Raw genomic sequence first — 21709 nt, 5'->3', positions numbered from 1 at the left:
GTGCGCGATGGCCATGGCCTCGACCTGGCTTTGTTGATCCTGCGGGTGGCGGCGGGAGGATTCCTGCTGCCGCATGCGCTGGGCAAGTTGTTCGGCTGGTTCAACGGACCGGGCCTGGCAGGTTTTGCCGGCGAGCTGCGTGGCTTCGGTCTGCCGTCGTCGGCGCCGTTGCCACTGCTGCTGGCGCTGCTGCAGGTGGTGGCCGGTAGCGCTGTGATGTTGGGCTGGCAGGCCCGGATCGCCGCGCTTGTCGCCGCCGCCTTCATCGCCTTCACCGCCCTGCTGGCGCTGCGCAACGGGTGGTTCTGGATGCGCGGCGGGGCCGAGTATCCGTTGTTGTGGACGCTGGCACTGCTGGCCATCGCCCTGGCCGGGCCCGGTGCATGGGCGGTGGATGGTCTGCTTCTTTCTGGAGACATCGCGTGAACAACGAACCTCTCGATCCTGGCCGCCGCAATGTGGTGCTGGCCACCAGTGCCGCGCTGGCGCTGGGCCTGGCTGGCGGTACCGCCGCGGCCATCCAATCCCCTTCCAAAGAGCGTCGCATGAGCACACTGGTCATCCGCAACGCACGCATCACCACGCTTGATCCGCAACAGCCGCATGCGCAGGCACTGGCCGTGCAGAACGGCCGCATCGTTGCCGTGGGAAGCGACGAGGACATCATGCGCGGTTGGGGCAGCGAAGCCACGATCGTCGATGCGCAGGGGCGGCGAATCGTACCCGGACTCAATGACAGCCACACCCACCTGATCCGTGGTGGCCTGAACTACAACCTGGAACTGCGCTGGGATGGCCTGCGTTCACTGGCCGATGCGATGGCCATGCTGAAGGCGCAGGTTGACCGCACGCCTGCGCCGCAGTGGGTGCGCGTGGTCGGTGGATTCACCGCGACCCAGTTCACCGAAAAGCGCCTGCCGAGCCTGCAGGAGCTGAACGACATCGCTCCGGATACGCCGGTGTTCCTGCTGCACCTGTACGACCGCGCGCTGCTCAATCGCGCCGCGCTGCGTGCCTGTGGCTATACCAAGGAAACGCCGGACCCGCCCGGCGGACAGATCGTGCGCGATTCGCTGGGCAACCCGACCGGCCTGCTGCTGGCCAAGCCGAATGCACTGATCCTGTATGCGACCCTGGCCAAGGGGCCGAAGCTGCCGGTCGAGTACCAGGCCAATTCAACCCGCCATTTCATGCGCGAGCTGAACCGCCTGGGCATCACCTCGGTGATCGACGCCGGAGGCGGTTTCCAGAACTACCCCGAGGACTACCAGGTCATCGAGCAGCTGCATCGCGATGATCAGCTGACCGTGCGCATCGCCTACAACCTGTTCACCCAGAACAAGGGCAGCGAGGTCAGCGATTTCCGTGGCTGGAGCGAGATGCTGCAACCGCGCCAGGGCGATGACCTGCTGCGCCACAATGGTGCCGGCGAGATGCTGGTGTTCTCTGCAGCCGACTTTGAACTGTTCAACGAGCCGCGCCCGGAACTGCCACCGGAACTTGAGCCGGAGCTGCACGATGTGGTGAAGCTGCTGGTGGAGAAGCGCTGGCCGTTCCGCATCCATGCGACCTACGACGAAAGCATCAGCCGCATCCTCGACGTCTACGAGCAGGTCAACCGTGAGGTGCCGTTCGATGGCCTGCACTGGTTCATCGACCATGCCGAGACCATCACCCCGCTCAACATCGAGCGTATCCGTGCACTCAACGGCGGCATCGCCGTGCAGCACCGCATGGCCTACCAGGGCGAGGCATTCGTGCAGCGCTATGGCGTGCAGGCGGCGCGGCACACGCCACCGGTGAAGCGGATGCTGGCCGAGGGCGTGCCGGTCGGCGCCGGCACCGATGCTACCCGCGTGGCCAGCTACAACCCGTGGGTGGCGCTGTCGTGGCTGGTGACGGGACGCACCGTCGGCGGCCTGGCCCTGTACGGCGATGAGAACCTGCTGGAGCGCGAGCAGGCCCTGCGCCTGTGGACACAGGGCAGCGCCTGGTTCTCCGGCGACGAAGCGGTGAAGGGCACGCTGAAGGTGGGCCAGCTGGCCGACTTCATCCTGCTGTCGTCCGACTTCTTCCGCGTCGATGAGCAGCAGATCGCCGACATCACCAGCCTGCTGACCGTGGTGGGTGGCCGCATCGTGCATGGCGACGGCGACTACGCCGGGTTGGCGCCGCAGCTGCCTCCGGCGATGCCGGACTGGTCGCCGGTAAACCGCTTCGGTGGCTACCACGTCGGTGGCGGGGCGACCGGGTTGGCTGCGGCGCACCGTCATCACCATGGTGTGGCCTGCGGCACCCATGGTGCGCATGGCCACGCGGTCCGTCATCCGGCGCCAACCGACGACCTGACCGCGTTCTGGGGCGCGATGGGGTGTTCGTGCTTCGCGTTCTGACCCTGGCATCGCTGGTGTTGCCGTCGTTGGCGCTGGCCTGCGGCGGTGGTGCCTGTACCACGGTCGGCGACGGCAAGTTGCAGTGGGATGCATCGCTGCGCCTGCGTGGCATGTACTACGCCCCGACCCGGTTTGGCGTCGGTGCTGGCGACGATGGCTACGGCCTGCTGCGTGCGCTGGCTTCTGCCTCTTTCGCGCAGGGTGATTGGCAAGCGAAGCTGCAGCTGGGTACGCATGCCGAGCGCGGCAAGGCCGGCGGCCCAGGTCGTACCGATCGCGGCGCGCTGGACGTGCAGCAGGCGTACTGGCGCTGGTCCGGCGCTGGCATGCACGTGCAGCTGGGCCGGCAGGAAGCGGGCTATGGCAGCTCGCGCCTGTTGTCGGTGCGCGACGGGCCGAACATCCGCCTGGCCTTCGATGGTGCGCGGGTGGGGTGGCAGGGCAGGCTGGGCGCACTGGACCTGATGGCGCTGCGCCCGGTCGAGAACCGCCCGGGCGCTTTCGATGACCGCGGTGAGCGCGGTGCACACCTGCTCGGTGCGTATGCGACCACGGCCAAGGGCGCTGGCATCAGCCAGTGGGACCTTTACCTGCTCGACTATCGTCGCGAGGGCGCGCGCTTCGCCGCGGGCAGCGGCACCGAGCGGCGGCAGACCCTGGGCGCGCGCTGGTTCGGCCAGTCGGGTGCGCTGGACTGGAATGCCGAACTGGTGGCGCAGGGCGGTGAACTGCGGGCGGTGACCGGCGATCTGGACATCCGCGCCTGGACCCTCGCCACCGATACCGGTTGGCGCTGGAGCGCGCTGCCGCTGCAACCGCGGCTTGGCCTGAAGGCCGACATTGCCAGCGGCGACGCAGACCCGGGTGATGGTCGTCTGGGTACGTTCAATGCGTTGTTTCCCAAGTCCGCCTATTTCAGCGAAGCCAGCCTGTTGGCACCGGCCAACCTGATGGATCTGCAACCGACACTGGCACTGCGCCTGCATGAGGCGGTGACCACCGAGCTGGGTGTGCAGCTGGCCTGGAAGCATCGGCGCGCCGATGCGGTCTATACCACGCCGGCACCGTTGGCAGCGTTGCCCGGCAGTGCCGGAGGCGCACGCCGCATCGGTACCCAGTACAAATCCGAAACCCGCTGGCAGGTCAATGACCACTGGCAATGGCAGCTGCAGCTGGCCTGGGTCGACGCGGGTCCTGCACTGACGCAGGCCGGCGGCCGGGACACGCTGTTCGCCTCAATCGTTGGAGCTTGGCAATGGTGAACGCATCGGCGTCACAACACTCCCCGCAGGTCGATGGCGCATGGTCGCCGTTGAAGATCCGCATGTTCCGCTCGATCTGGCTGGCGATCCTGGCCAGCAACATCGGCACCTGGGTCAACGACGTGGCTGCGGCCTGGGTGATGGCCGAACGCACCGGTTCGGCGCTGATGGTCGCGCTGGTGCAGTCGGCCACCACCGTGCCGATCGTGCTGTTGGCGCTGGCGGCCGGGACCCTGGCCGACATCGTCGACCGCCGCAAGTACCTGCTGTTCACCCAGGGCTGGATGCTGCTGGTGGCGGCAGCGACCGCCGTGCTCACGGCATTGGATCTGCTGACGCCGCAGCTGCTGGTGCTGCTGACCTTCTGCATGGGCTGCGGTGCGGCGATGGCGATGCCGGCACAGGCCGCGATCGTCTCCGAGCTGGTTCCGCAGCCGATGCTGGCCTCGGCCGTGGCACTCAACTCCATCGGCATCAACATCGCCCGTTCCATCGGGCCGGCCATCGGCGGGGTGATCGTGGCCCAGCTGGGTGCGGTGTGGGCCTTCGGGTTCAACGCCATCACCTTTGCCGCCATGCTGTTCGTGGTGTGGGGCTGGAAGCGTGATCCGAAGGCGTCCAGCCTGCCGCCCGAAGGGTTCGGCGCTGGCCTCAAGGCGGGCCTGCGCTATGCCAGCCGTGCCGGTCGCCTGCAGGCGGTACTGATCAAATCGGCCGGTTTCTTCTTCTTTGCCGCGGCGATGAACGCAATGCTGCCGGTGGTGGTGCGCGGGCAGATGCAGGGCGGAGCGGGGCAGTACGGCGTGCTGCTGGGTTGCATCGGCATCGGTGCGGTGGGCGGTGCGTTGCTGCTGCCGAAGCTGCGGGCCAGGCTTGATCGCGACCTGCTGGTGCTGCTGGCCACCTTGTCGCTGGCGGCAAGCCTGGCCGGCCTGGCGCTGACCCGCAGCTGGTACGTGTTGCCGCTGGTGATGCTGGTCAATGGCTTTGCCTGGATCACCGTACTGTCCTCGTTGCAGATCGCAGCACAGACGGCGGTGCCGGCCTGGGTGAGGGCGCGCGCGCTTGCCCTGTACATCATGGTGTTCTCGGCCGGCATGGCGGCCGGTGGCCTGAGCTGGGGTGCACTGGCGCAGCGCACATCGCCCGAGCTGGCACTGCTGGTGGCTGCAGCCGGCGCGGTCATCGGCGGCCTGCTGGTGTGGCGGGTACGCATTGCAGGCGCCGAAGATCTGAACCTGAGCCCGGCCGGGCACTGGCCCGCACCGGAACTGTCGGTGCCGGTGTCGAATGATCGCGGACCGGTGCTGGTGACCATCGAATATCGCATCGATGCCGCCGACCGCGCCGCGTTCCAGGCGCAGATGCGCACGCTGGGAACGATCCGTCGACGCGATGGTGCCGTGGTCTGGGGCGTGGTCGAAGATGTGGCAACCCCGGGCATTCATCTGGAGTATTTCGTCGCAGCGTCGTGGTTGGAGCACCTGCGCCAGCATGAACGCATCACCGCTGACGACAAGGCGATCCAGGAGGCGCTGCGCGCGCTGCATCGCGGCGAGCGCGCGCCGGTGGTGCGTCACTTCGTTGGCGGCCATGATCCATTGCCGGCGGCGGCGCCGCATCACCACAGCGACATCTGATTGTCCCGTGATTGAGCCGGCCGCTGGCCGGCTCCATGGCAGGAGCGGCGGCGCACGGGCGCCGCCGCGATACGTCATCTGCGTGCGAATGCCAGCAGGTCGGCGTTGAACTGATCGGCATGGGTCAGGGTGAGGCCGTGCGGTGCACCGGCGTACACCTTCAGTTCTGCGTTGCGGATGATCTGCGAGGACAGCTTGGCCGAAGCATCGAAGGGCACGATCTGGTCGTCATCGCCATGCACCACCAGAGCCGGCACGTCGATCTTCTTCAGGTCGTCGGTGTAGTCCACCTCCGAGAATTCGTGGATGCAGTCGTACTGGCCTTTCACGCCGCCCAGCATGCCCTGCAGCCAGAACGAATCACGCATGCCTTCGGTGACGCTGTTGCCATCACGATTGGCGCCGAAGAACGGCGTGGCCAGATCCTTGAAGAACTGCGAACGATCGCCACCGGTGCCCTTGCGGATGCCGTCGAACACTTCCAGCGGGGTACCGGCCGGATTGCCTTCGGTCTTCAGCATCAGCGGCGGCACCGCGCCGACCAGCACCACCTTGGCCACGCGCTTGCTGCCATGGCGGCCGATGTAGTGCGCCACTTCGCCACCGCCGGTGGAATGGCCGACCAGGATCGCGTCCTTCACGTCCAGCGCATCCAGAACGGCAGCAAGGTCATCGGCGTAGGTGTCCATGTTGTTGCCGTCCCAGGTCTGGCTGGAGCGGCCATGGCTGCGGCGATCATGGGCGATCACGCGGTAGCCGTTCTGGCCCATGAACAGCATCTGCGGGTCCCAGGCATCGGACGACAGTGGCCAGCCATGGGCGAATACGACAGGCTGGCCGGTGCCCCAGTCCTTGTAGAAGATGCGGGCGCCATCATTGACGGTCACGAAATTGCTCATTGCAGGTTCCTTGGCGAAAGGGAGGGAAGACGCCTGCGGGTTGGCCGGCGCCTGCGGCAGTACAGCGCACGATGGGCGATGTGCATTGCACGGCTGTGCCGGATTGGCGTGGTCGTCGCGCTGACGCGACTCGCTCTGGCGGCAGGCCGGTGCTGATGGCAACCATGGCCATCGGACGCGTGAGGGCCAGTCATGAAGATGCCGGGATGGGCAGTGCTGCCTGCACTGTTGTTGGCTGCTGTCGCGATGGCACAGACCAACGTGTACAAGTGCACCGGAGGTGAGCATCCGGTCTACCAGCAGACGCCCTGCCAGGGGCGCGCGGAGTGGCGCTGGGAAGTGCCCGGTGCCGAGTCGAAGGCACGCGGGCCCACACCTGCAGTCGTGCAGCCTGCCCGCAGCGGTAGCAGGCGGACGTCACGGCGCGGGCGCGCACAGGGCGCGCTGATATCGATCACGGCTGACCCACGTGGCTGCGAGCGGGCGCGCCAGCGGCAGGTGGCAACGCTGGCCAAGCCGCGCAGGCTCGACTACCTGCAGCGCAGGCAGCTGGATGACGCGGTACGCGAGGCCTGTCGTTGAGCACAACGAAAAACGGCACCCGAAGGTGCCGTTCTCGTCTACAGGCCCGGAAGACCTCAGCGGCCGTCGCTGGCGGCGGCCGGTGCCGTCGCCGCATCCGGCTTGGGCAGGCTCAGCTCCGGGTTGCCCTGTTCGGCCTGCAGGATCTGGATCCGTCGCTGCAGCGCATCGAGCTGGCTGTTGGTGCTCTGCACGTCGGTGCTCAGGCTGACCGCCTGCTGCTGTGCCTGCTGCAGCGCTGCGCTGACCTGCGCCGACTGCGCCTGCTGCTGTTCCATTTCCTGCTGCAGGGTGCGCAGGCGCTCTTCGTTGTAGGCCACCAGGCGCTCGGTGTAGCGCTTGCCGGCTTCCAGCCGGGTGGTGTCGATGTAGACCTGCGCCAGCTGTTCGGACTGCTGCGCGAAGGTGCGGTAGACACGCTCGGCGTTGTCGACGGCATCGGTCTTGATCACCCGCCAGAAGTTCTTCTCCTGGAACAGGGCCACGTAGTACGTCAGGGTATTGGCGTTGAACAGCAGGCTGGCGCCGTAGTTGCCGTTGTAGGTGGTACGCAGCTCGGTGAGCTGCTGCGCATCCATCAACTGCTTGAGTTCGTCGACGGTGTTGCGTACCACCGGTGCGGCCTTGGCCGGCTCCACCGTGGCAGTGCGATCGCCACGTGCGGCCAGCGCCGACGGCGCCACCACCATCATGGCCACGGCCAGCAGTGCTGCGCCGCGCCGATACCGGGCGAAGACGGTGCCCCCTGAAGTTTCTCGCATGTCTAGACCATCCACGGATGTAGTGTGGGTTGAGTTGAATGTGGTTCCCCGCCGCGAGTCTAGCATGGGCGCGGACGCCGCCAACCGGTGCCCGCGCGGGTCAGAAGACCAGCTGCGCCGAGCTGCACTGGATCGACTGCATGCTGACATCGGTGCGGCCCAGTTCCAGCCCGAGCAGGCTGGCCAGGGTGTTGGTCAGCAGGGTGCCGACGCTGTTGAGTACGGGCTTGAGCGCCGCCAGCACCGGGTTCAGCAGCGCACACAGCAGGCCACTGCAGGTGACGTTGTTGCCGGGGGTGGTCACGCCGCCGCCGTTCTGCCCATCCAGGAATCCGGCCGGGGCGGTCTGGATGTAGGACGCCAGGTTGGTGCGCACGCAGCCGTTGTAGTCGATCAGGTTGCCCAGCAGGCTGTCGCAGCGGTTGATCAGCAGGCCGCCGACCAGCGAGCCCAGCAGGCCGTCGAGCAGGCCCAGGCCCTGGCCGGTCACGGTAGCGCGGTAACCGGCCCAGACCGATCCATCTTCCCAGCAGGTGCTCAGGCCAATCAGGCAGGGCTTGGGTACACCCTTGGTAACGGTCCAGTTACCCAGTGGTGCGAGGTTGCGTGACGGGTCGCCATCGCGCAGCAATGGAATCACCTGGTCCACGTTGTAACGCCCGCCGCTGGGGAAGGCCGCCTGCAGGTAACGGTCGGCCAGAGCCTTGGCGGTGTCATTGGCGCTCATGCCTTGCTTGGGTGAACTGAGCATGCCTGACAGCACCCGCAGCAGTTCGTTGACCAGGTCTGACACGGCGGTGCCGACGGCCAACGGGTTGATCCGGGTCGAGCCGGTCTGGCCTGCGGCCAGGGTCAGGCTCTGCGTGCTGGTCAGTGCCGGCAGGGTGACCTTGTCGTTGATCAGGGGCTGCCCCAGAAGCTTCAACAGCTGCTCGTTCTGCAGGGTCGCGTCACAGACGTTGCTCTTGGAGAAGCGATCGGCCGCGTTGACCTTGCCGACGCAGGCGCGCAGTACCGAGGAATCGACCTGGACGGTGGCCGTCGGCGGCGCCGCACCGCACTGGATGCTGGTCAATGTCCCCATCGCATTGGCCACATCCACGTGCAGTGGCAGGTGCAGGCGGGTGCCGAGCAGGTTCAGCAGCGGGCCGATCGCGAACAGGCGGTCGCTGTCGACGTCCACCATCAGCCGCACCTGCGCGTTGTAGGCGCGTGCGCCGACGCCACCGATGGCGATCGACGGCGGCTCCACCACGCCGGCCTTGACGTCGATGCCCAGCAGGTTCAAGCCCTGCACCTGCACACCATTGCCATCGTTGGCGATCGAGATCGCGGCGGTGACAAGATCCAGCACGTTGACCCTCGATTCCAGCGCGCTGCCGATGGTGCCGTCCGGTGAGATCACCTGCGCGAACAGGCCGCCGCCGCCGTTCTGGCTGCCCAGCAGAATGTTCAGCTGGTTGATGTCCAGCCGCGTGCCGACCAGGTTGGACAGCGCCTGCAGCTGTACGCCGACGGCGGTCTCGCGGCCCACCACCGTGGCAGTGGCATTGACCAGCTGTGCCAGTGATATGCGGTTGACCGACAGCAGCCGGTTGAAGTCGGCCACGCTGAGGTCGGCGGTGACCGGGATGCCCAGTGCCGCCAGCAGCCCCGACGGGGTGACGGTGGCCTGTGCCAGGCCGTCGTAGGACAGAATTGTTGCGTTGGTGACGTCCAGGCCGACCAGCCGAAGGGTCGCCATCAAGGGGGAGTTGCCATTGGTGCGCAGCAGCTGCGAACCCACTGCAAACACGGCGGTGGGTTCCGAACGCTTGGCCACCGCCTGCACGCGCAACGTGGGCAGCCCGCTGTTCTGGCCGAAGAACGGCAGCACGCCGCGTTCGGCAATGACCCGCACCGCGTTGCGTGGATTGCCTGCGTCCACGCTTGGGCTGAAGTGGTCAGCCGTTCCGCGGGTGGCATTCCAGTTGCCACATTGGATCTGCACCTGCCCAGGGAAGGTGTTCTGTGCGAGCGCGTTCTGCCGGGCCGCGCTGTTGTCGGCGTTGTCGGGCCGGCACAGGTCCAGCCGTTGTGCGCCTGCCAGCGCAGCCAGATCGACCACCTTCTGCGCATCGCGCTTGGCCCAGAACAGGAAGCCGATCTCGATCAGGCCGAGCATGGCCAGCAGCGCGATCATCACCAGCATCATGGTGACCGACATACCGCCGCGCGGGCGACTGAAGCTGATGTGGCGTGCTCGGTTCATGGCGGGCCTCAGCGTCCGGATCGGGAGGATCCTGCGGACTTGGCGACGTCGGTTTCGAAGAATTGCGGAATGTCGTACTGGAAGCTCTTCAGGTAACGCGCGTAGCTGGATGTGGCCTGGTCGCCGAGGATCGGCAGGCGGGCACCGGCCACCTCGCCGGACGCTTGCAGGCGGAACAGGCTGCGAGTGGTGTCACCGATCTGCGAGGTGTTGGGCTGTAACTGCGTGCCGCCGAAATCAGGCCTGGTTTCAGGGGCTGCGGGGGCTGCGATGGGCGCTGCGGCTGGTGGCGGCGATACGTCCACGGTAGCCAACGGCTCGCTGTGCAGGGGAGCGGCTGCCGGCGCGGGCGCGGCACCACCCAGCATCTGCCCGGTCAACGGTTGCTGCGGCGTCTGCGCCTGCACAACCGCAGCGAAAGACAAGCCGGCAAGCACCGGCAGCATGCAGCGGATCAGCGGCGTCGAGGTCATGGCGTGTTCCCGGTGGGATGGTCGGTGGAGCCGAAGCGTTCCAGCATCGAGGGCGGCAGTCGTGGTGGGTCGCGTTCGTCGCGACCATCGCGGCGCGGTTCGGCGGCCAAGCGTGGGCCTGCGTTGGCGGAGTTGGCAGCTACCGAAGCAACTGGTTGTGCCGCTGCCGCCGCTGCAGCAGTGGCAGCGGCCTGGCGTTGCTGCAGCCGCGCGCGGATCTGCTGCGCCTGCTGTTCCACGCTGCGGCGGGTCTCCCCGCTGAAGCTGGCCTGCTGGGCCAGCCGTTCGACGGTGGCAGTGTCGCCACGCAATAGCGCCCACAGGGCAAGATTGGCGGTGGCCTTGGCATTGCCTGGCGACAGTTCCAGCGCCTTGGCCAGTGGCTCGCGTGCCTGTTCGAAGCGGCCGGCACGAAGCCGTGCATAGCCCAGGTCGCCGAGGTAATCGGTGTTCAGCGGGCTCAACTGGGTGGCACGTGCCAGCGCCTGTTCGCCGCCCTGGTCGTCGTCGCGGAGGGCAGCGATCAGGCCCATGCCGTGTGCAGCGGCGGCGGCCTGCGGGCCATTGCCGAGTTCGCGGTACAGCGCCAGCGCCGCATCGATCTGGCCGGTCTGGCGCAGTGCGTCGGCCTGCAGCAGGCGCAGTGCCGGGGTATCGCCGTAGCGCTGGCGGAACGCATCCACGTGCGCCAGCGAAGCGTACCAGGCGCCCTGCTGCTGCATCCGCTGGATCAGTTCCAGGTAGGCGTTGCGGCTGTCCTGCGGGGCCGGCGTCGGCTCGGCCAGGCTCGGCGCACGCAGGTACTTCGGCGTGGTGGAGCTGCAGCCGGCAACGGCGGCAACCAGGGCAAGCAACAGGCAGGCAGGGCGCAGGACAGGCATGAAGGTCATCCCATTTTCGACAAGGTAGTGGCCAGCGCGACCAGCGCCGGTCCGGCCAGCACCAGCATCAGTGCCGGCAGCAGGGTCAGCATCATCACCACGGTCATCTTCACCGAGAGCTTGCCGACCTTTTCCTTCAGCGCGTTGCGGCGCTGCTCGCGCAGGCGGACGCTGAACTGGCGCAGCGGTTCCTGCACGGCACCGCCGTGGGCGTGCACCTGCAGGATCAACTGCACAAGGCTGGACAGATCGTCATCGCCGTACACATCGCTCAGCCGGCGCAGCGACTGCGCGCGCGTGCGCCCATGGGTGTAGGACACATTCGCTTCCTGGATTTCCCCACCCAGCACCGGCAGTGCGTCGCGCAGCTTGTCGCCCAGTGTCTGCAGGCTCTGATCCATGCTGTAGCCCACGCCCTGCAGCAGGCGCAGCAGGTCGATCAACAGCGGCAGCTCATTGTTCACCGCGCGTCGCCGCCGCTTGACCCACGCACTGAGCGCGAACTTCGGCAGCAGCAGGCCAGCAGCCAGCGCGCCGATCACCACCATGATCCTCGACAACCCCGTGGCGTCACTCAGCGTCAGCGCAATACCCAGTACCAGGACCGCCAGCAGCAGCCGCAGGCCGAGGTAGATGGCGGTGCCGCGGCGGGTGTTCCAGCCGGCCAGGTCCAGCAGCAGGCGATCCTCACCGGCCAGCAGCGCCGCTTCCAGGCGTCCGCCGCTCAGTCCGCGGCCGAACTGCTCCAGCCAGCCGAGTGAGTCCTTGCGTGCGTCAGCCGCTGTGTCGTCGCTTTCGCGCGGACGCAGCGCTGTCTTCAACGTGGCCTCGCTGCGGTCCTCGCGATGGCTGCGCACCCAGCTGCCAAGCCCCAGCAGGGCGACGCCGGCGGCCAACACCAGCAGGGCAGCCACGAACCAGATGCTGGCGCTCATTGGATGCCTCCTGCGTGGACGGGGATGTTCATAGTGATTTGGCCAGGCGGTACAGCAGGAAGGCGCCGGTCAACTCCAGCGCCAGCGCGATCAGCAGGATCTTGTGGCCCAGTGGGTCGTGCAGCACCGGCTGGAAGAATTCGGGACTGGAGATCGCCATCAGCACCGCGCTGGCCGGCGGCAGAAGGCCCAGTACCCATGCCGACATGCGGGTTTCAGAAGTGGTTGCGGCCAGTTCCTGCTGCGCCTGTTCCAGGTCACGCATGAAGTCGCCCATGCGCTGCAGGATCTGGTCGGCACGGCCACCGATGCGCACGCTCACGCCCATCACCACCGCCAGCACCTTCAGCACGTCCATGCGGTAGGGCTGTGCGGCCAGGTTGAGCGCACGGTCAAGGTCCATGCCGCCACGTGCATAGCGCACCGTGGTGTCGAGCAGGCCGCGCAGCGGCGCGTTGGTCTGCATCGACGCGACCTGGAAGGCAGCCTGCAGGCTGTTGCCGAGCGCGGTAAGGCGCACCAGGTTGTCGAGGAAGTCCGGCAGCTGGTGCAGCAGCTGCGCCTGCAGCTTGCCGATACGGCGCATCAGCCACAGCCAGCAGCCCAGCAGGTACAGCAGCAGGGTCAGCGGGAACATCCAGAAGGTGCCCAGGCGCAACACCGCGAACGCGGACAGGGCGATGCCCGGCAGCAGCATCAGCAGCGGCAGCTTCCAGCCCGGTGCCAGGCCGGCACGCTGCAGCAGCCCGTTCCAGGGCAGGGCGCGGCGACCCGGCGCAGGCAGCGCCGCCTGCCGTGCTGCATCGGCCGGCGCGGCGGCAGCGCCGGTGCCGCGCGCCAGCTGCTGCTCGGCATGCTGCAGCGAGGCCTGGCGCTGTTCGCGGCTGCTGGCCGTCCCCCACAGCCACACCGCCAGCGCCAGCAGCACCGACACGATGCTCAGCACACCCAGCAGCAGGCCGGTACCCATGCTCAGAAGTCTCCGTACAGGGATTCGCGCAGCAACTGCCGGAACGGCTCCAGCTTGTGCGAATGTGGCTGGAAGCCGAGGCCGATCCAACGGTCGATTTCCTTGCCGCTGCCATCGATCTGCACTTCGTGGCGGAACATCTCCTGGGTGGTGATCAGGTTGTCGCTGACGCCAGTGATTTCAGTGATGGACACCAGCACCCGGCGGCCGCTGCCCAGGCGCGAGATCTGCACGATGAAGTCGATGGCACTGGCGATCTGCCGGCGCAGGCTGTCTTCGCTGCCCTGGAAACCGGCGAAGCCGGCCAGCATCTCGATGCGGTACAGGCAGTCGCGCGGTGAATTGGCGTGGATGGTGGCCATCGATCCGTCATGGCCGGTGTTCATCGCCTGCAGCATCTCCAGCACCTCGGCGCCACGCACCTCGCCGACCACGATGCGGTCCGGGCGCATGCGCAGGCTGTTGCGCACCAGGTCGCGGATGCTGACCGCGCCCTGGCCTTCGGCGCCACCGATGCGGCTCTCCAGGCGCACCACATGCGGGTGGTTGAGCGAGAGCTCGGCAGTGTCTTCCACGGTGATGACGCGTTCGTTGGCCGGCACATAGCTGGCCAGCGCATTGAGCAGCGAGGTCTTGCCCGAGCTGGTGCCACCTGACACCAGGATGTTGCAGCGGCCCAGCACCATCGCCTTCAGCAGCGCCTGCATCGGCGCATCGAAGGTGCCCTTGGCCAGCAGTTCGTCGGGGGTGAACGGATCCTTGCGGAACTTGCGGATGGACACCATCGGCCCGTCCACCGCCAGTGGCGAGATGATCGCGTTGAGGCGGCCACCATTGGGCAGGCGTGCATCGACCATCGGATTGGAATCATCCAGGCGGCGGCCGAGCGGGGCGATGATGCGGCGCAGGATGCGCAGCAGGTGGGTGTCATCGGTGAAGCGCTGAGGTGCGCGTTTGAGCTGCCCACCCTGGGAGACATGCACATCCTTGAAGCCATTGATCAGGATGTCTTCGATGGTGGGGTCATGCAGCAGGTCATCGAGCGGGCCGAACCCGGTCAGCTCCTTGACCAGGCCTTCGGCCACCACCTGCATTTCTTCTTCGTTGATGGGGATGCGCCATTCCTGGATGAAACTGACCGTCTGCACTTCCACCCAGCGGGCGATGGTGTCGGGGGCCCAGGAATCGATGTCGATGCGCTCGTCTTCGATGCTGTTGAGCAGATGCTCGTGCGCGGCCGACAGCACCTTCTGGTACTGCTCGGTCTGTGCGAACGGCAGGCTGCCCGGTGCATGCTCCGGCACCGTGCTGCGGGCGACAACGTGCGGGAACGGGGTCACTTTGTCTTCCATTGCGATCCACCCAGGGCAAGGGCAAGTCTTTCCCGCAGGCCGTGCGCCTGGACCGGGCAGGCAGCCGGATCCAGGCGTTGCACCAGCGGGGCGAGGGCACGCAGGTACGGGTCGCGCGGCGCATCCTGCAGCAGCAGATGGCCATGGCTGGCGGAGGCGCGTACCCGCGACCGCTCGGGCAGGGTGGCCAGCAGCGGCAGCTCGAAGCGGCGCGCGATCTGTTCGGGGCTCATGCCACTGTTGTCGTCGTGGCGGTTGATCACCAGCTGCAGTCGCTTCTCGCGGTCGCGCTGGCCGGAAAGGTGCTTCAGGGCGTGGTCCAGCGACACCAGGGTGGCGATCGATGCGTCGGCCACCAGCCAGATTTCATCGGCCTGGTCCAGCAGCAGCGGCGGCAGCTGCCGCAGCGGGCAGCCGCCGGCATCGCACAGTACGCTGGAAAACACGCCGCGCAGTCGTTGCAGCAGCGCACCAGGATCGGAGGGGGGCAGTGCGTCGCTGCCGCTGGCACGGTCGAGCAGGACCAGTCCGCTGGTGTGCCGGGCCATCGCCGTGCGGGCCAGGGTGGCATCGATGCGGCTGGCATTGCGCAGCGCATCTTCGTAGTGGAAGCGGCTGTCCAGGTTGAGGTACAGGGCGAGGTCGCCGGCCGGCTGCGCCAGCTCCATCAGCAGCCCGTCGTGCACGGCGGCATCGCCCTGGGCCAGGGTGCGGGTCTGCTGTGCGAGCACCGACAGGTGTGCGGCCAACGTGCTGGTGCCGACGCCGGCGCGCACGCCCAGCAGCACGATCAGGCGCGCCTTGTGCGCCTGCTGTGCGCTTGCGGCGGGGCGCGGTGACAAAGCGCGACGCAGGGCGGCTTCGATGCCGGTGTTGTCACTGTCCAGGTCCAGTACATCGCGCAGGCCGGCGCGCAGCGCCATCACCACGCCTTCCACCTGGCCGGCGCTGGTGGCGCCCACCGCCACCAGGGTCAATTCGGGTTGGGTCTGCTGCAGCTGCTGGGCCAGCACTGTCGATGCCGAGGCATGCTCCGGGCGGAAGTCCAGCAGTACCAGGTTCTGCGGGCCACGCTGCAGGTCCTGTGCCGAGGTCGGCTCGCTGCTGTCCTGCCAGTGCAGTGCCGTGGTCGGCGGCAGCTTGGCAGCCAGGCGTGGCAGCAGTTCACGGTCGATCCCGTACAGGACCAGGTTCATCGGTGGTCCTTGCGGGTGCAGCGGCAGGGCAGTGGCGTAGGGCATGGGCGTAGTACCGGAGACGTCATGCAGGTCAGCGCGAGAAACCGGGAACCGGATCGCGGCTGATCGGGCCAAGCAGCCACGCGCCCCATTCGGGCATGTTCGGCTTGGCTTCGCGATCGCCGGGCAGCGGCAGTTCGGTATTGCGGGCAATCGGCTGTACCAACCGCGGGGTGACGATGATCACCAGTTCCTTGTCCTGGCGCTTGTAGTCGAAGTTGCGGAAGAACGTACCGATGATCGGCAGGTCGCCGAGCAGCGGAATCTTGTTGACCGTCGAGGCCACGGTGGAACTGACCAGGCCGCCGATGACGAAACTCTCACCATCGCCAAGCTCGACGGTGGTGTCGGCGCGGCGGGTGGTGATCGAAGGGATCTGCACGCCGTTGAGCGCGATCGCATTGGTGTAGTCCAGGTCGCTGGCTTCCGGGGCAACCTTCAACGCAATGCGGTTCGGTGAGAGCACCGTGGGAGTAACGGTGAGGCCGATGCCGAAGGGCTTGTAGGTGACCGTGGTCGTGCCGAGCCCCTGCGGCTCCAGGATCGGCAGTTCGCCACCGGCCAGGAAGCTGGCGCTCTGCCCGGACAGCGCGACGAGAGTGGGCTCGGCCAGCACGCGCGCCATGCCGTTGGCCTGCAGCAGGTCGACATCGGCGTTCCACAGGCCCTTGGTCGAACCGAACACCAGCCTGAACGCCGAGGAGATCGGTGACTCGCTTTCGTTGCTCGACTCACCTTCCTTCATGCCAGGCAGGATGCCGGTGTTGCCTGGCAGCTGCCCGCCCGGCCGCGCGAATCCATAGGCGAAACCACCGTTGCGGTTCTGGAAGTTGATGCCGATCTGCTTCAGCGCGGTCTTGTTGAACTCGACCACCTTCACCTCGACCTGCACCACGCCGCCGCTGCTGATGGTGGAGGCATCGGCCAGGCTTCCGTCCTTGCCGAGCGCCATCACCGCGGTCTTCTGCTCCTGCATGTGCGCCAGCACGCTGTCGCTGCTTCCCTGCAGCAGCCCCTGCTGGTCCTGCTGGGTGAACACCAGTCCGCTGGAGCCGGCATCGGCGGCGCCCTGCACGGCACTCTGCACCCGCACCTGCACGCGCTGCGGTTCGCTCTGCTTGCGATGCCAGAGCAGCAGGGTGGTGGTGCCGGGGGCCTTGCCTACCAGCAGCGCCTGGCGTGCGCCGCGCAGCATCACGATGTCAGCTACGCCGGGGTCGGCGATGGCAACCCGTTCCAGGTCGGCCGGCAGCGTCCATGGCCGCTGTTCGCGGGTCTGCAGCAGCAGATCGTCGGCAGCCACGCTCGCACCCGGTGCCAGCAGCACCAGCAGCAGGGCCAGCCAGCGCTGGCGGACAGTGGGGCGTAGGCGGTGGCGACGTTCAGTCATGTGCGCTCTCGGCAAGGGTCAAAGGGAGCCACGGGGGGCAGCAGTGTCGCCGCGGATGATTTCGATGCCCGCCGGTCGCGGCGTCGAGCGACGCTGCACCGGTGCACGTGCCGGCGTTTCGTGGACGCTGCGCTGCACGCTGCTGCCGCGGCCAGCCAGCGCATCGCCATCCAGACCGGCGTAGGCGTTGTTCTCCGGTCGCTGCAGGGCCTGCTGCTGCTCGTTGTCCAGGCCGCGCACCGGGTCCAGCACGCCGCGCGCCTGTGGGAACAGCGCCACATCCGGCAGGCCGGTATCGGCGGGATTGCGCAGGGCGAGGAACAGCTTGCCCTGCTGTGCGCCGAGCAGCAGCCGGTTGGCGTCGGCCACCGGCACCGCCAGCACCGCGGTGCGCGCCGGCTGCGTGGCATCGCTACCGTTTGCGTTGCTGGGGGCGCTGCTGGAACCGCTGGTGATATCGGCTGCACGTGAGTCGTTGCCTGCCGTGGCCGGGGCCTGGCCCTGGCTGCTCGTCGGGGCTGCCGCGATGTCCTGCTGTCCGTAGCTGAGCACGCGCAGGCGTGACAGCAGCAACCGCGTCTGTGCGATGTCCTGCTGGCCGTTGTAGCTGGTAGCGGCGCTGCGCAGGTTGAGGAAGACGTCGACGAAATCACCGGGCAGGATGCGGTTGCCTGCCGCGACCAGCTCATCGACCGGCACCGCCAATGCCCGTTCACCCGGCCGCAGCTGCAGCGAGAAGCCCTGTGCGAGCAGGCTGGCAGCAATCGCGCTGCCTTCGCTGATGTCCTGCACCGGCACCTTGCCGACCACCGCTGCCAGGTCGGCAACGGCCCCCGGCACTTCCGCGGTGCGTTGCGTCAGCCGCACGCCATTGGCGCTGATCGGCTCGCCGGCGGGTAGCCGCGCGGTGGCTTCAACGACACTGAAGGTCTGCGCATCGGCCTTCACGATCGTGCTCGGGTTGTCCGCCGAGGCCGCAGGCTTCCGCCCGATCACAAAGGCGACCACGGCCAGCAGCACGGCGAGCGCGATCAGTGCGATGGCGGCGATGCGGGTCAACTTGAGCATGAAAATCGTCTCCTGTACCGATCGTCAGTTGCTGCCGAGGTCCAGCTGGGCGACCGCGACGCTGCGGATGGGGGCCTGCATCACCCAGCCATAGAGCGTGGCGGTGCCGGGCAGGAAGGGGTGGGACGCATAGTCGTAGCTCACCGTCACGGTCATGCATTGCACCGTCGCCAGGCCGGCGCAGGGCGCCTGCGGCGAGACCACGATGGCGCCGGTGCCGCCGCCACTGCAGTCCGGGTTCTGCCCGGAAAACTGCAACAGCCATTGCATGGAGCGGCGGGCCGCCAGGCAGGCGGCGGTGCGCCGCTCGCCGGCGTTGCCAAAGCGCAGCGAAGCACGCGCGCCCTCGGCCGAGGCCGTCGCCAGCGTCTGCTGCGCGGCCATGATCAGCACGCCGGAAAAGGTGAGCAGCAGCAGCGGCACCAGGCCGAGCAGCAGCATCAACGCGAATTCGATGCTGGCCACGCCGCGTTGGCGTTGGCGCGCGAACGCTTTCATGCGACGCCTCCATAGGTGGTTGCCAACACCCAGCCAATCGCCGCGAAGGCCAGGTAGGCTGCGTAGGGAATGCCCTGTCGCCCCTCGCGCGCGGCATGCAGTTCGCGCAGGGCAGCGTGGCCATTCAAGTGCGTGCTGGCGCGGTTTACCTGCATCTGCAGGCGCAGCGGCAGGTGACCGGCCAGCTGCCGACCGGCCAGCACCAGCACGGCGTGGGCGCCTGCGGCCAGGCTGGCCAGCACCCACACCGGCAGCAATGCCTTCCAGCCCAGCAGCAGGCCGAGCACGGCGAAGAACTTCACATCGCCGGCGCCCATCCAGCGCACCGCATAGAACGGCAGCAATGCCAGCAGGCCAACGACTGCGCCCAGCAGGTGTGGCGCCCAGGCCGTGCGCGTTGCATTGAACTGGCCGGCGATGATCAGGGGCACGGCGATCGTGCACGCGGCCAGCAGCCAGGTGTTGGGCACGCGGCGGGCGTACAGATCGCTGATCGCAATCCGCAGGCACACTCCCATGGCCAGCAATCCCAGCAGTGTCATCGCACACCCTCGTTGTCCGCCACTGGACAGTTGCAGAACCCTTCATCGGCCACCGCGGCCGCCATCGAAGCGACCGCAGGTGCTGTACCCCGCTCGCTGGCTAGGTGGTGGTGGCGTCGGTGGCAATGGCCTGCAGGCGGGTGAACAACGTGGTGAAGAACGCGGTGATCTGGGTTCTGCCCACCACGATCAGGATGCCGGCGATCACGGCGGCCAGCAGCCCGTATTCGAGCGCGGTCACGCCATCTTCTTCTTTCAGGAACTTGCGGATCGATGCGTTCATGACGGTTGTCTCCCTCTACCTGTCAGTTGCTGCAGGACACCTGCATGGCCGGTGGCCCGGCTCCGCCGGGACCGTCCGTAGGCCCCCGCCATCCTGGCGGAGGAGGCACGGCGGGCAATCCCGCTGTGCTCAAGCAGGGTGATCATTCCCGGGCAGGGCAGCGGCCGCGCAACCACGACCACCCAGCTCCAGGCCGGTGGTCGAAACGGTATCTCGTACGTGCATGGTCATGCTGTCCCCCTGGGTGTGGCCGCTGTCTGCGTGCCCGATCACCGTGTATTCGACTTTGCCTGAATGGCGGTTCCCTGCAACCGGAACCTATATGCAAATTCGGCAGATTCGCTGGATGCCTGAATATTCCGGCGCGGATCTGTGACGTAAATCCGTTCCTGCGCAAAACGATTCATGGTCGTGCAGATAATGTGATGCCCATCCGCGCGCATGCGAAAACCATGCCATCGGCGCGCACATTTTCTTCACGCAGTTGATAATTCCGCGGCGTCGAAACATCCTGTTTACGACTGCCGATTATCGGGCATACTCGCATTCAAGGTTTTGCATTTTCAGGGAGGGACGCGCGTGCATCGCAGCGTCCATCTCGGCAACGGACGATGCTCTTGGAAACGGCGTGCGCCCTGTCAGGCAGTGGGGGCGGGGTCGTGCGGCAGACCAAACGGGGGACGACACTGTCATGGTCGATGGTGGGGTGGAAGACAACGACGACGGCGATCTCAGGTCAATCGACCTGGCCACGCTGAGCGGCGTGCTCCGCGTGTGCGATGTGGAACTGTTGCTGCTGGATGGCAATGGTCCGCGCGCGGCATTTGCTTCGCGCGTTCACGAGGAAGCCCTGTTCTGCAGCATCACCTGTGGCTTCCACTGCCGCGGCCGTTTCATGCTGCCGCCGGACTGGGCAATGCTCGGCTACCTGCACACCACCGATGATGCCTTGAGCTGGTGCCATGGCGTGCCGCTGACGCCGGGCATGGCCTTGACCGTGATGCCCGAAGGCATCAGTGAATTCACTCTCAGCCCTGGTGCCCAGATGACGCTGATGCTGGTGCCGGTCGCGCGCGTGCAGCGCAAGTTGACCGAGCTGAGCCTGCGCAGCACGCCACCGGCGGGGCAGGCGCTTTCACTGTTCAACCTTGGCGATGATGCGATGCCGCTGGTACGCCATTACCAGCAACTGCACGCGCAGCTGGGGCAGGGTGGTGGGCTGCAGCCGGAAGAAACCGAGCGCCTGCTGCACGAGCATGTCCAGGCGCTGCTCGGTGCCGGCCCAGCCGATCGGCCCAGTTGCAGCCGCGCCCGCCGCACGCATTACCTGATCGCGCAGCGGGCGGAGAACTTCATGCGCCTCAATCTTCGCCGCAATATCTACATGAATGAAATCTGCGATGCCGCCGGCGTCAGCGAGCGTGGCCTGCGCTATGCGTTCGAGGATCTGTTCGGCACCTCGCCCAATCGCTACCTGTCGATGCTGCGGCTGTGCGCGGCCTGCCGCAGCCTGTCGATGGCCGATTCCAACCGGCGCTCGGTCAAGGCCATCGCCCTCAGTTGCGGGCTGTGGGATCTTTCGCGCTTTGCCGACAACTACCGGAAAGTGTTCGGCGAACTGCCGCGTGACACGCTGATGCGCGCGCCGGCACAGCTCGGCCAGCCAGCCTGAGGGGTATCGGCCGGGCTGCCGCCCGGCACCCGCAGAGGCAAGGGCAACGGCAACTGCCGAAAGCAAAAGCAGGTTTCCTGTGGAATGGCGGGGTGGGTCCGGTTGCGGGGGACGCCGTAAACCCGTCCATGAAGTGACCCCCAGGAGTTGGACACCTGATCCAACCCCGAGGGTTACATGAATAGATATGAGGTTTGTTTCAAATTGCAGGTCGCCAAAGAGGCCTGCAAGACCTCCACATCGGTCAAGGCGGTTGCCCGCCGCCATGGCCTGGAGTTCTCCACGGTCAGGCGGTGGGCTGCGACCTACCGGCTGCATGGTCGGCAAGGGTTTGACCGCAAACCCCGATCCTATGATCTCCAGTTCAAGCTGGAGGTGCTTGAAAAGATGGGCCAGGAGGGCATGTCCGCGCGCGAGGCCACGACGTACTTCCAGATCGGAGATGCCGGCGCGGTGGGGCGATGGCAACGGCTGTATGCTCGCGGGGGCGCTCAAGCGCTGGCACCACCTCCACCACCGCCACCAAGACCGATGAAAAAGACCCGCTCGTCCAAGCCCGCCGAGGACATGAGCCGCGATGAGCTCCTCAAGGAAGTGGCCTATCTGCGTGCGGAGACCG

At 67.0% G+C, this 21709-nt stretch carries 21 protein-coding genes; 7 read left to right on the top strand and 14 right to left on the bottom strand.

Going from position 1 to position 21709, the window contains the following annotated elements; genetic code table 11:
- The 4 genes from J2X70_RS08950 to J2X70_RS08935 all read left to right on the top strand — a co-directional run bounded on the left by J2X70_RS08950 (window position 1) and on the right by J2X70_RS08935 (window position 5295).
- Entirely contained in the window at window positions 1-426 is a 426-nt protein-coding gene (locus J2X70_RS08950) for a DoxX family membrane protein (protein WP_025878529.1), read from the top strand.
- Window positions 427-545: 119 nt separating this feature from the next.
- Complete coding sequence (locus J2X70_RS08945; protein WP_301867447.1) at window positions 546-2393, top strand: amidohydrolase; 1848 nt, start codon at window positions 546-548, stop codon at window positions 2391-2393.
- Window positions 2372-3655, top strand: coding sequence for an alginate export family protein (locus tag J2X70_RS08940; RefSeq protein WP_309909987.1), 1284 nt, complete (start codon window positions 2372-2374; stop codon window positions 3653-3655). Before J2X70_RS08945 ends, J2X70_RS08940 begins: the two co-directional genes overlap by 22 nt.
- Window positions 3649-5295, top strand: coding sequence for an MFS transporter (locus tag J2X70_RS08935; RefSeq protein ID WP_059064418.1), 1647 nt, complete (start codon window positions 3649-3651; stop codon window positions 5293-5295). The genes J2X70_RS08940 and J2X70_RS08935 overlap by 7 nt, the downstream gene beginning before the upstream one ends.
- 74 nt (window positions 5296-5369) lie before the next feature.
- On the opposite strand, the gene J2X70_RS08930 is transcribed toward J2X70_RS08935, so the two are convergent.
- The gene (locus tag J2X70_RS08930; protein ID WP_025878533.1) at window positions 5370-6194 is read right to left on the bottom strand and encodes an alpha/beta hydrolase; all 825 of its coding nucleotides are present in this window, start codon (window positions 6192-6194) and stop codon (window positions 5370-5372) included.
- 198 nt (window positions 6195-6392) lie between these two features.
- Between J2X70_RS08930 and J2X70_RS08925 the strand changes: the two genes are divergently transcribed.
- Window positions 6393-6776 carry a hypothetical protein gene (locus tag J2X70_RS08925; protein ID WP_140227224.1) on the top strand — a complete coding sequence of 128 codons (384 nt, stop codon included), beginning with the start codon at window positions 6393-6395 and terminating at the stop codon, window positions 6774-6776.
- 56 nt (window positions 6777-6832) lie between these two features.
- Here the strand turns inward: J2X70_RS08925 and J2X70_RS08920 are convergent, their stop codons facing one another.
- The 13 genes from J2X70_RS08920 to J2X70_RS08860 all read right to left on the bottom strand — a co-directional run bounded on the left by J2X70_RS08920 (window position 6833) and on the right by J2X70_RS08860 (window position 19418).
- A complete protein-coding gene (locus tag J2X70_RS08920; RefSeq protein ID WP_025878535.1) occupies window positions 6833-7537 on the bottom strand; it encodes a DUF2968 domain-containing protein in 705 nt (234 codons plus the stop codon).
- A 100-nt stretch (window positions 7538-7637) separates the two neighbouring features.
- Entirely contained in the window at window positions 7638-9788 is a 2151-nt protein-coding gene (locus tag J2X70_RS08915) for a TadG family pilus assembly protein (protein WP_025878536.1), read from the bottom strand.
- A gap of 8 nt (window positions 9789-9796) precedes the next feature.
- Window positions 9797-10261 carry a DUF3613 domain-containing protein gene (locus J2X70_RS08910; RefSeq protein ID WP_099784487.1) on the bottom strand — a complete coding sequence of 155 codons (465 nt, stop codon included), beginning with the start codon at window positions 10259-10261 and terminating at the stop codon, window positions 9797-9799.
- Entirely contained in the window at window positions 10258-11142 is an 885-nt protein-coding gene (locus J2X70_RS08905) for a tetratricopeptide repeat protein (protein WP_309909983.1), read from the bottom strand. Before J2X70_RS08905 ends, J2X70_RS08910 begins: the two co-directional genes overlap by 4 nt.
- A gap of 5 nt (window positions 11143-11147) precedes the next feature.
- A complete protein-coding gene (locus tag J2X70_RS08900; RefSeq protein WP_033831344.1) occupies window positions 11148-12077 on the bottom strand; it encodes a type II secretion system F family protein in 930 nt (309 codons plus the stop codon).
- Between the two features lie 28 nt (window positions 12078-12105).
- Window positions 12106-13047 (bottom strand): type II secretion system F family protein, encoded by a 942-nt coding sequence (locus J2X70_RS08895; protein ID WP_309909979.1) that lies wholly within the window; start codon window positions 13045-13047, stop codon window positions 12106-12108.
- Window positions 13048-13049: 2 nt separating this feature from the next.
- Window positions 13050-14399 carry a CpaF family protein gene (locus J2X70_RS08890; protein ID WP_025878541.1) on the bottom strand — a complete coding sequence of 450 codons (1350 nt, stop codon included), beginning with the start codon at window positions 14397-14399 and terminating at the stop codon, window positions 13050-13052.
- Entirely contained in the window at window positions 14384-15640 is a 1257-nt protein-coding gene (locus J2X70_RS08885) for a fimbrial protein (protein WP_309909977.1), read from the bottom strand. The genes J2X70_RS08890 and J2X70_RS08885 overlap by 16 nt, the downstream gene beginning before the upstream one ends.
- A 28-nt stretch (window positions 15641-15668) precedes the next feature.
- On the bottom strand, window positions 15669-17027 hold the full coding sequence (locus J2X70_RS08880) for a type II and III secretion system protein family protein (protein WP_025878543.1): 1359 nt from the start codon (window positions 17025-17027) through the stop codon (window positions 15669-15671).
- A gap of 18 nt (window positions 17028-17045) precedes the next feature.
- Entirely contained in the window at window positions 17046-18095 is a 1050-nt protein-coding gene (cpaB, locus tag J2X70_RS08875) for a Flp pilus assembly protein CpaB (RefSeq protein ID WP_025878544.1), read from the bottom strand.
- Window positions 18096-18119: 24 nt separating this feature from the next.
- Window positions 18120-18593 carry a TadE/TadG family type IV pilus assembly protein gene (locus J2X70_RS08870; protein WP_025878545.1) on the bottom strand — a complete coding sequence of 158 codons (474 nt, stop codon included), beginning with the start codon at window positions 18591-18593 and terminating at the stop codon, window positions 18120-18122.
- Window positions 18590-19135 carry an A24 family peptidase gene (locus J2X70_RS08865; protein ID WP_033831339.1) on the bottom strand — a complete coding sequence of 182 codons (546 nt, stop codon included), beginning with the start codon at window positions 19133-19135 and terminating at the stop codon, window positions 18590-18592. Before J2X70_RS08865 ends, J2X70_RS08870 begins: the two co-directional genes overlap by 4 nt.
- 100 nt (window positions 19136-19235) lie before the next feature.
- Window positions 19236-19418: a Flp family type IVb pilin gene (locus J2X70_RS08860; protein WP_025878547.1), complete on the bottom strand. Its 183-nt coding sequence runs from the start codon at window positions 19416-19418 to the stop codon at window positions 19236-19238.
- A gap of 691 nt (window positions 19419-20109) precedes the next feature.
- On the opposite strand from J2X70_RS08860, the gene J2X70_RS08855 reads away from it, so the two are divergent.
- A complete protein-coding gene (locus J2X70_RS08855; protein ID WP_309909972.1) occupies window positions 20110-21090 on the top strand; it encodes a helix-turn-helix domain-containing protein in 981 nt (326 codons plus the stop codon).
- A gap of 177 nt (window positions 21091-21267) precedes the next feature.
- The coding region (locus J2X70_RS08850; RefSeq protein ID WP_309909969.1) for a transposase at window positions 21268-21709 on the top strand (442 nt) is incomplete at its 3' end.

It is taken from the genome of Stenotrophomonas sp. 1337 (assembly GCF_031455455.1).
GTDB classification, from domain to species: domain Bacteria; phylum Pseudomonadota; class Gammaproteobacteria; order Xanthomonadales; family Xanthomonadaceae; genus Stenotrophomonas; species Stenotrophomonas indicatrix.
Note: the sequence above shows the minus strand (reverse complement) of the source record. Positions and strands in the feature narration are given on the sequence as shown.

Coding starts and splice junctions, on each gene's coding strand:
- J2X70_RS08900 (WP_033831344.1), bottom strand. CDS start 12,077: ATGAGCGCCAGCATCTGGTTCGTGGCTGCCCTGCTGGTGTTGGCCGCC.
- J2X70_RS08930 (WP_025878533.1), bottom strand. CDS start 6,194: ATGAGCAATTTCGTGACCGTCAATGATGGCGCCCGCATCTTCTACAAG.
- J2X70_RS08910 (WP_099784487.1), bottom strand. CDS start 10,261: ATGACCTCGACGCCGCTGATCCGCTGCATGCTGCCGGTGCTTGCCGGC.
- cpaB (WP_025878544.1), bottom strand. CDS start 18,095: ATGCTCAAGTTGACCCGCATCGCCGCCATCGCACTGATCGCGCTCGCC.
- J2X70_RS08915 (WP_025878536.1), bottom strand. CDS start 9,788: ATGAACCGAGCACGCCACATCAGCTTCAGTCGCCCGCGCGGCGGTATG.
- J2X70_RS08880 (WP_025878543.1), bottom strand. CDS start 17,027: ATGACTGAACGTCGCCACCGCCTACGCCCCACTGTCCGCCAGCGCTGG.
- J2X70_RS08865 (WP_033831339.1), bottom strand. CDS start 19,135: ATGACACTGCTGGGATTGCTGGCCATGGGAGTGTGCCTGCGGATTGCG.
- J2X70_RS08855 (WP_309909972.1), top strand. CDS start 20,110: ATGGTCGATGGTGGGGTGGAAGACAACGACGACGGCGATCTCAGGTCA.
- J2X70_RS08935 (WP_059064418.1), top strand. CDS start 3,649: ATGGTGAACGCATCGGCGTCACAACACTCCCCGCAGGTCGATGGCGCA.
- J2X70_RS08905 (WP_309909983.1), bottom strand. CDS start 11,142: ATGCCTGTCCTGCGCCCTGCCTGCCTGTTGCTTGCCCTGGTTGCCGCC.
- J2X70_RS08860 (WP_025878547.1), bottom strand. CDS start 19,418: ATGAACGCATCGATCCGCAAGTTCCTGAAAGAAGAAGATGGCGTGACC.
- J2X70_RS08920 (WP_025878535.1), bottom strand. CDS start 7,537: ATGCGAGAAACTTCAGGGGGCACCGTCTTCGCCCGGTATCGGCGCGGC.
- J2X70_RS08890 (WP_025878541.1), bottom strand. CDS start 14,399: ATGGAAGACAAAGTGACCCCGTTCCCGCACGTTGTCGCCCGCAGCACG.
- J2X70_RS08895 (WP_309909979.1), bottom strand. CDS start 13,047: ATGGGTACCGGCCTGCTGCTGGGTGTGCTGAGCATCGTGTCGGTGCTG.
- J2X70_RS08885 (WP_309909977.1), bottom strand. CDS start 15,640: ATGCCCTACGCCACTGCCCTGCCGCTGCACCCGCAAGGACCACCGATG.
- J2X70_RS08870 (WP_025878545.1), bottom strand. CDS start 18,593: ATGAAAGCGTTCGCGCGCCAACGCCAACGCGGCGTGGCCAGCATCGAA.
- J2X70_RS08925 (WP_140227224.1), top strand. CDS start 6,393: ATGCCGGGATGGGCAGTGCTGCCTGCACTGTTGTTGGCTGCTGTCGCG.
- J2X70_RS08945 (WP_301867447.1), top strand. CDS start 546: ATGAGCACACTGGTCATCCGCAACGCACGCATCACCACGCTTGATCCG.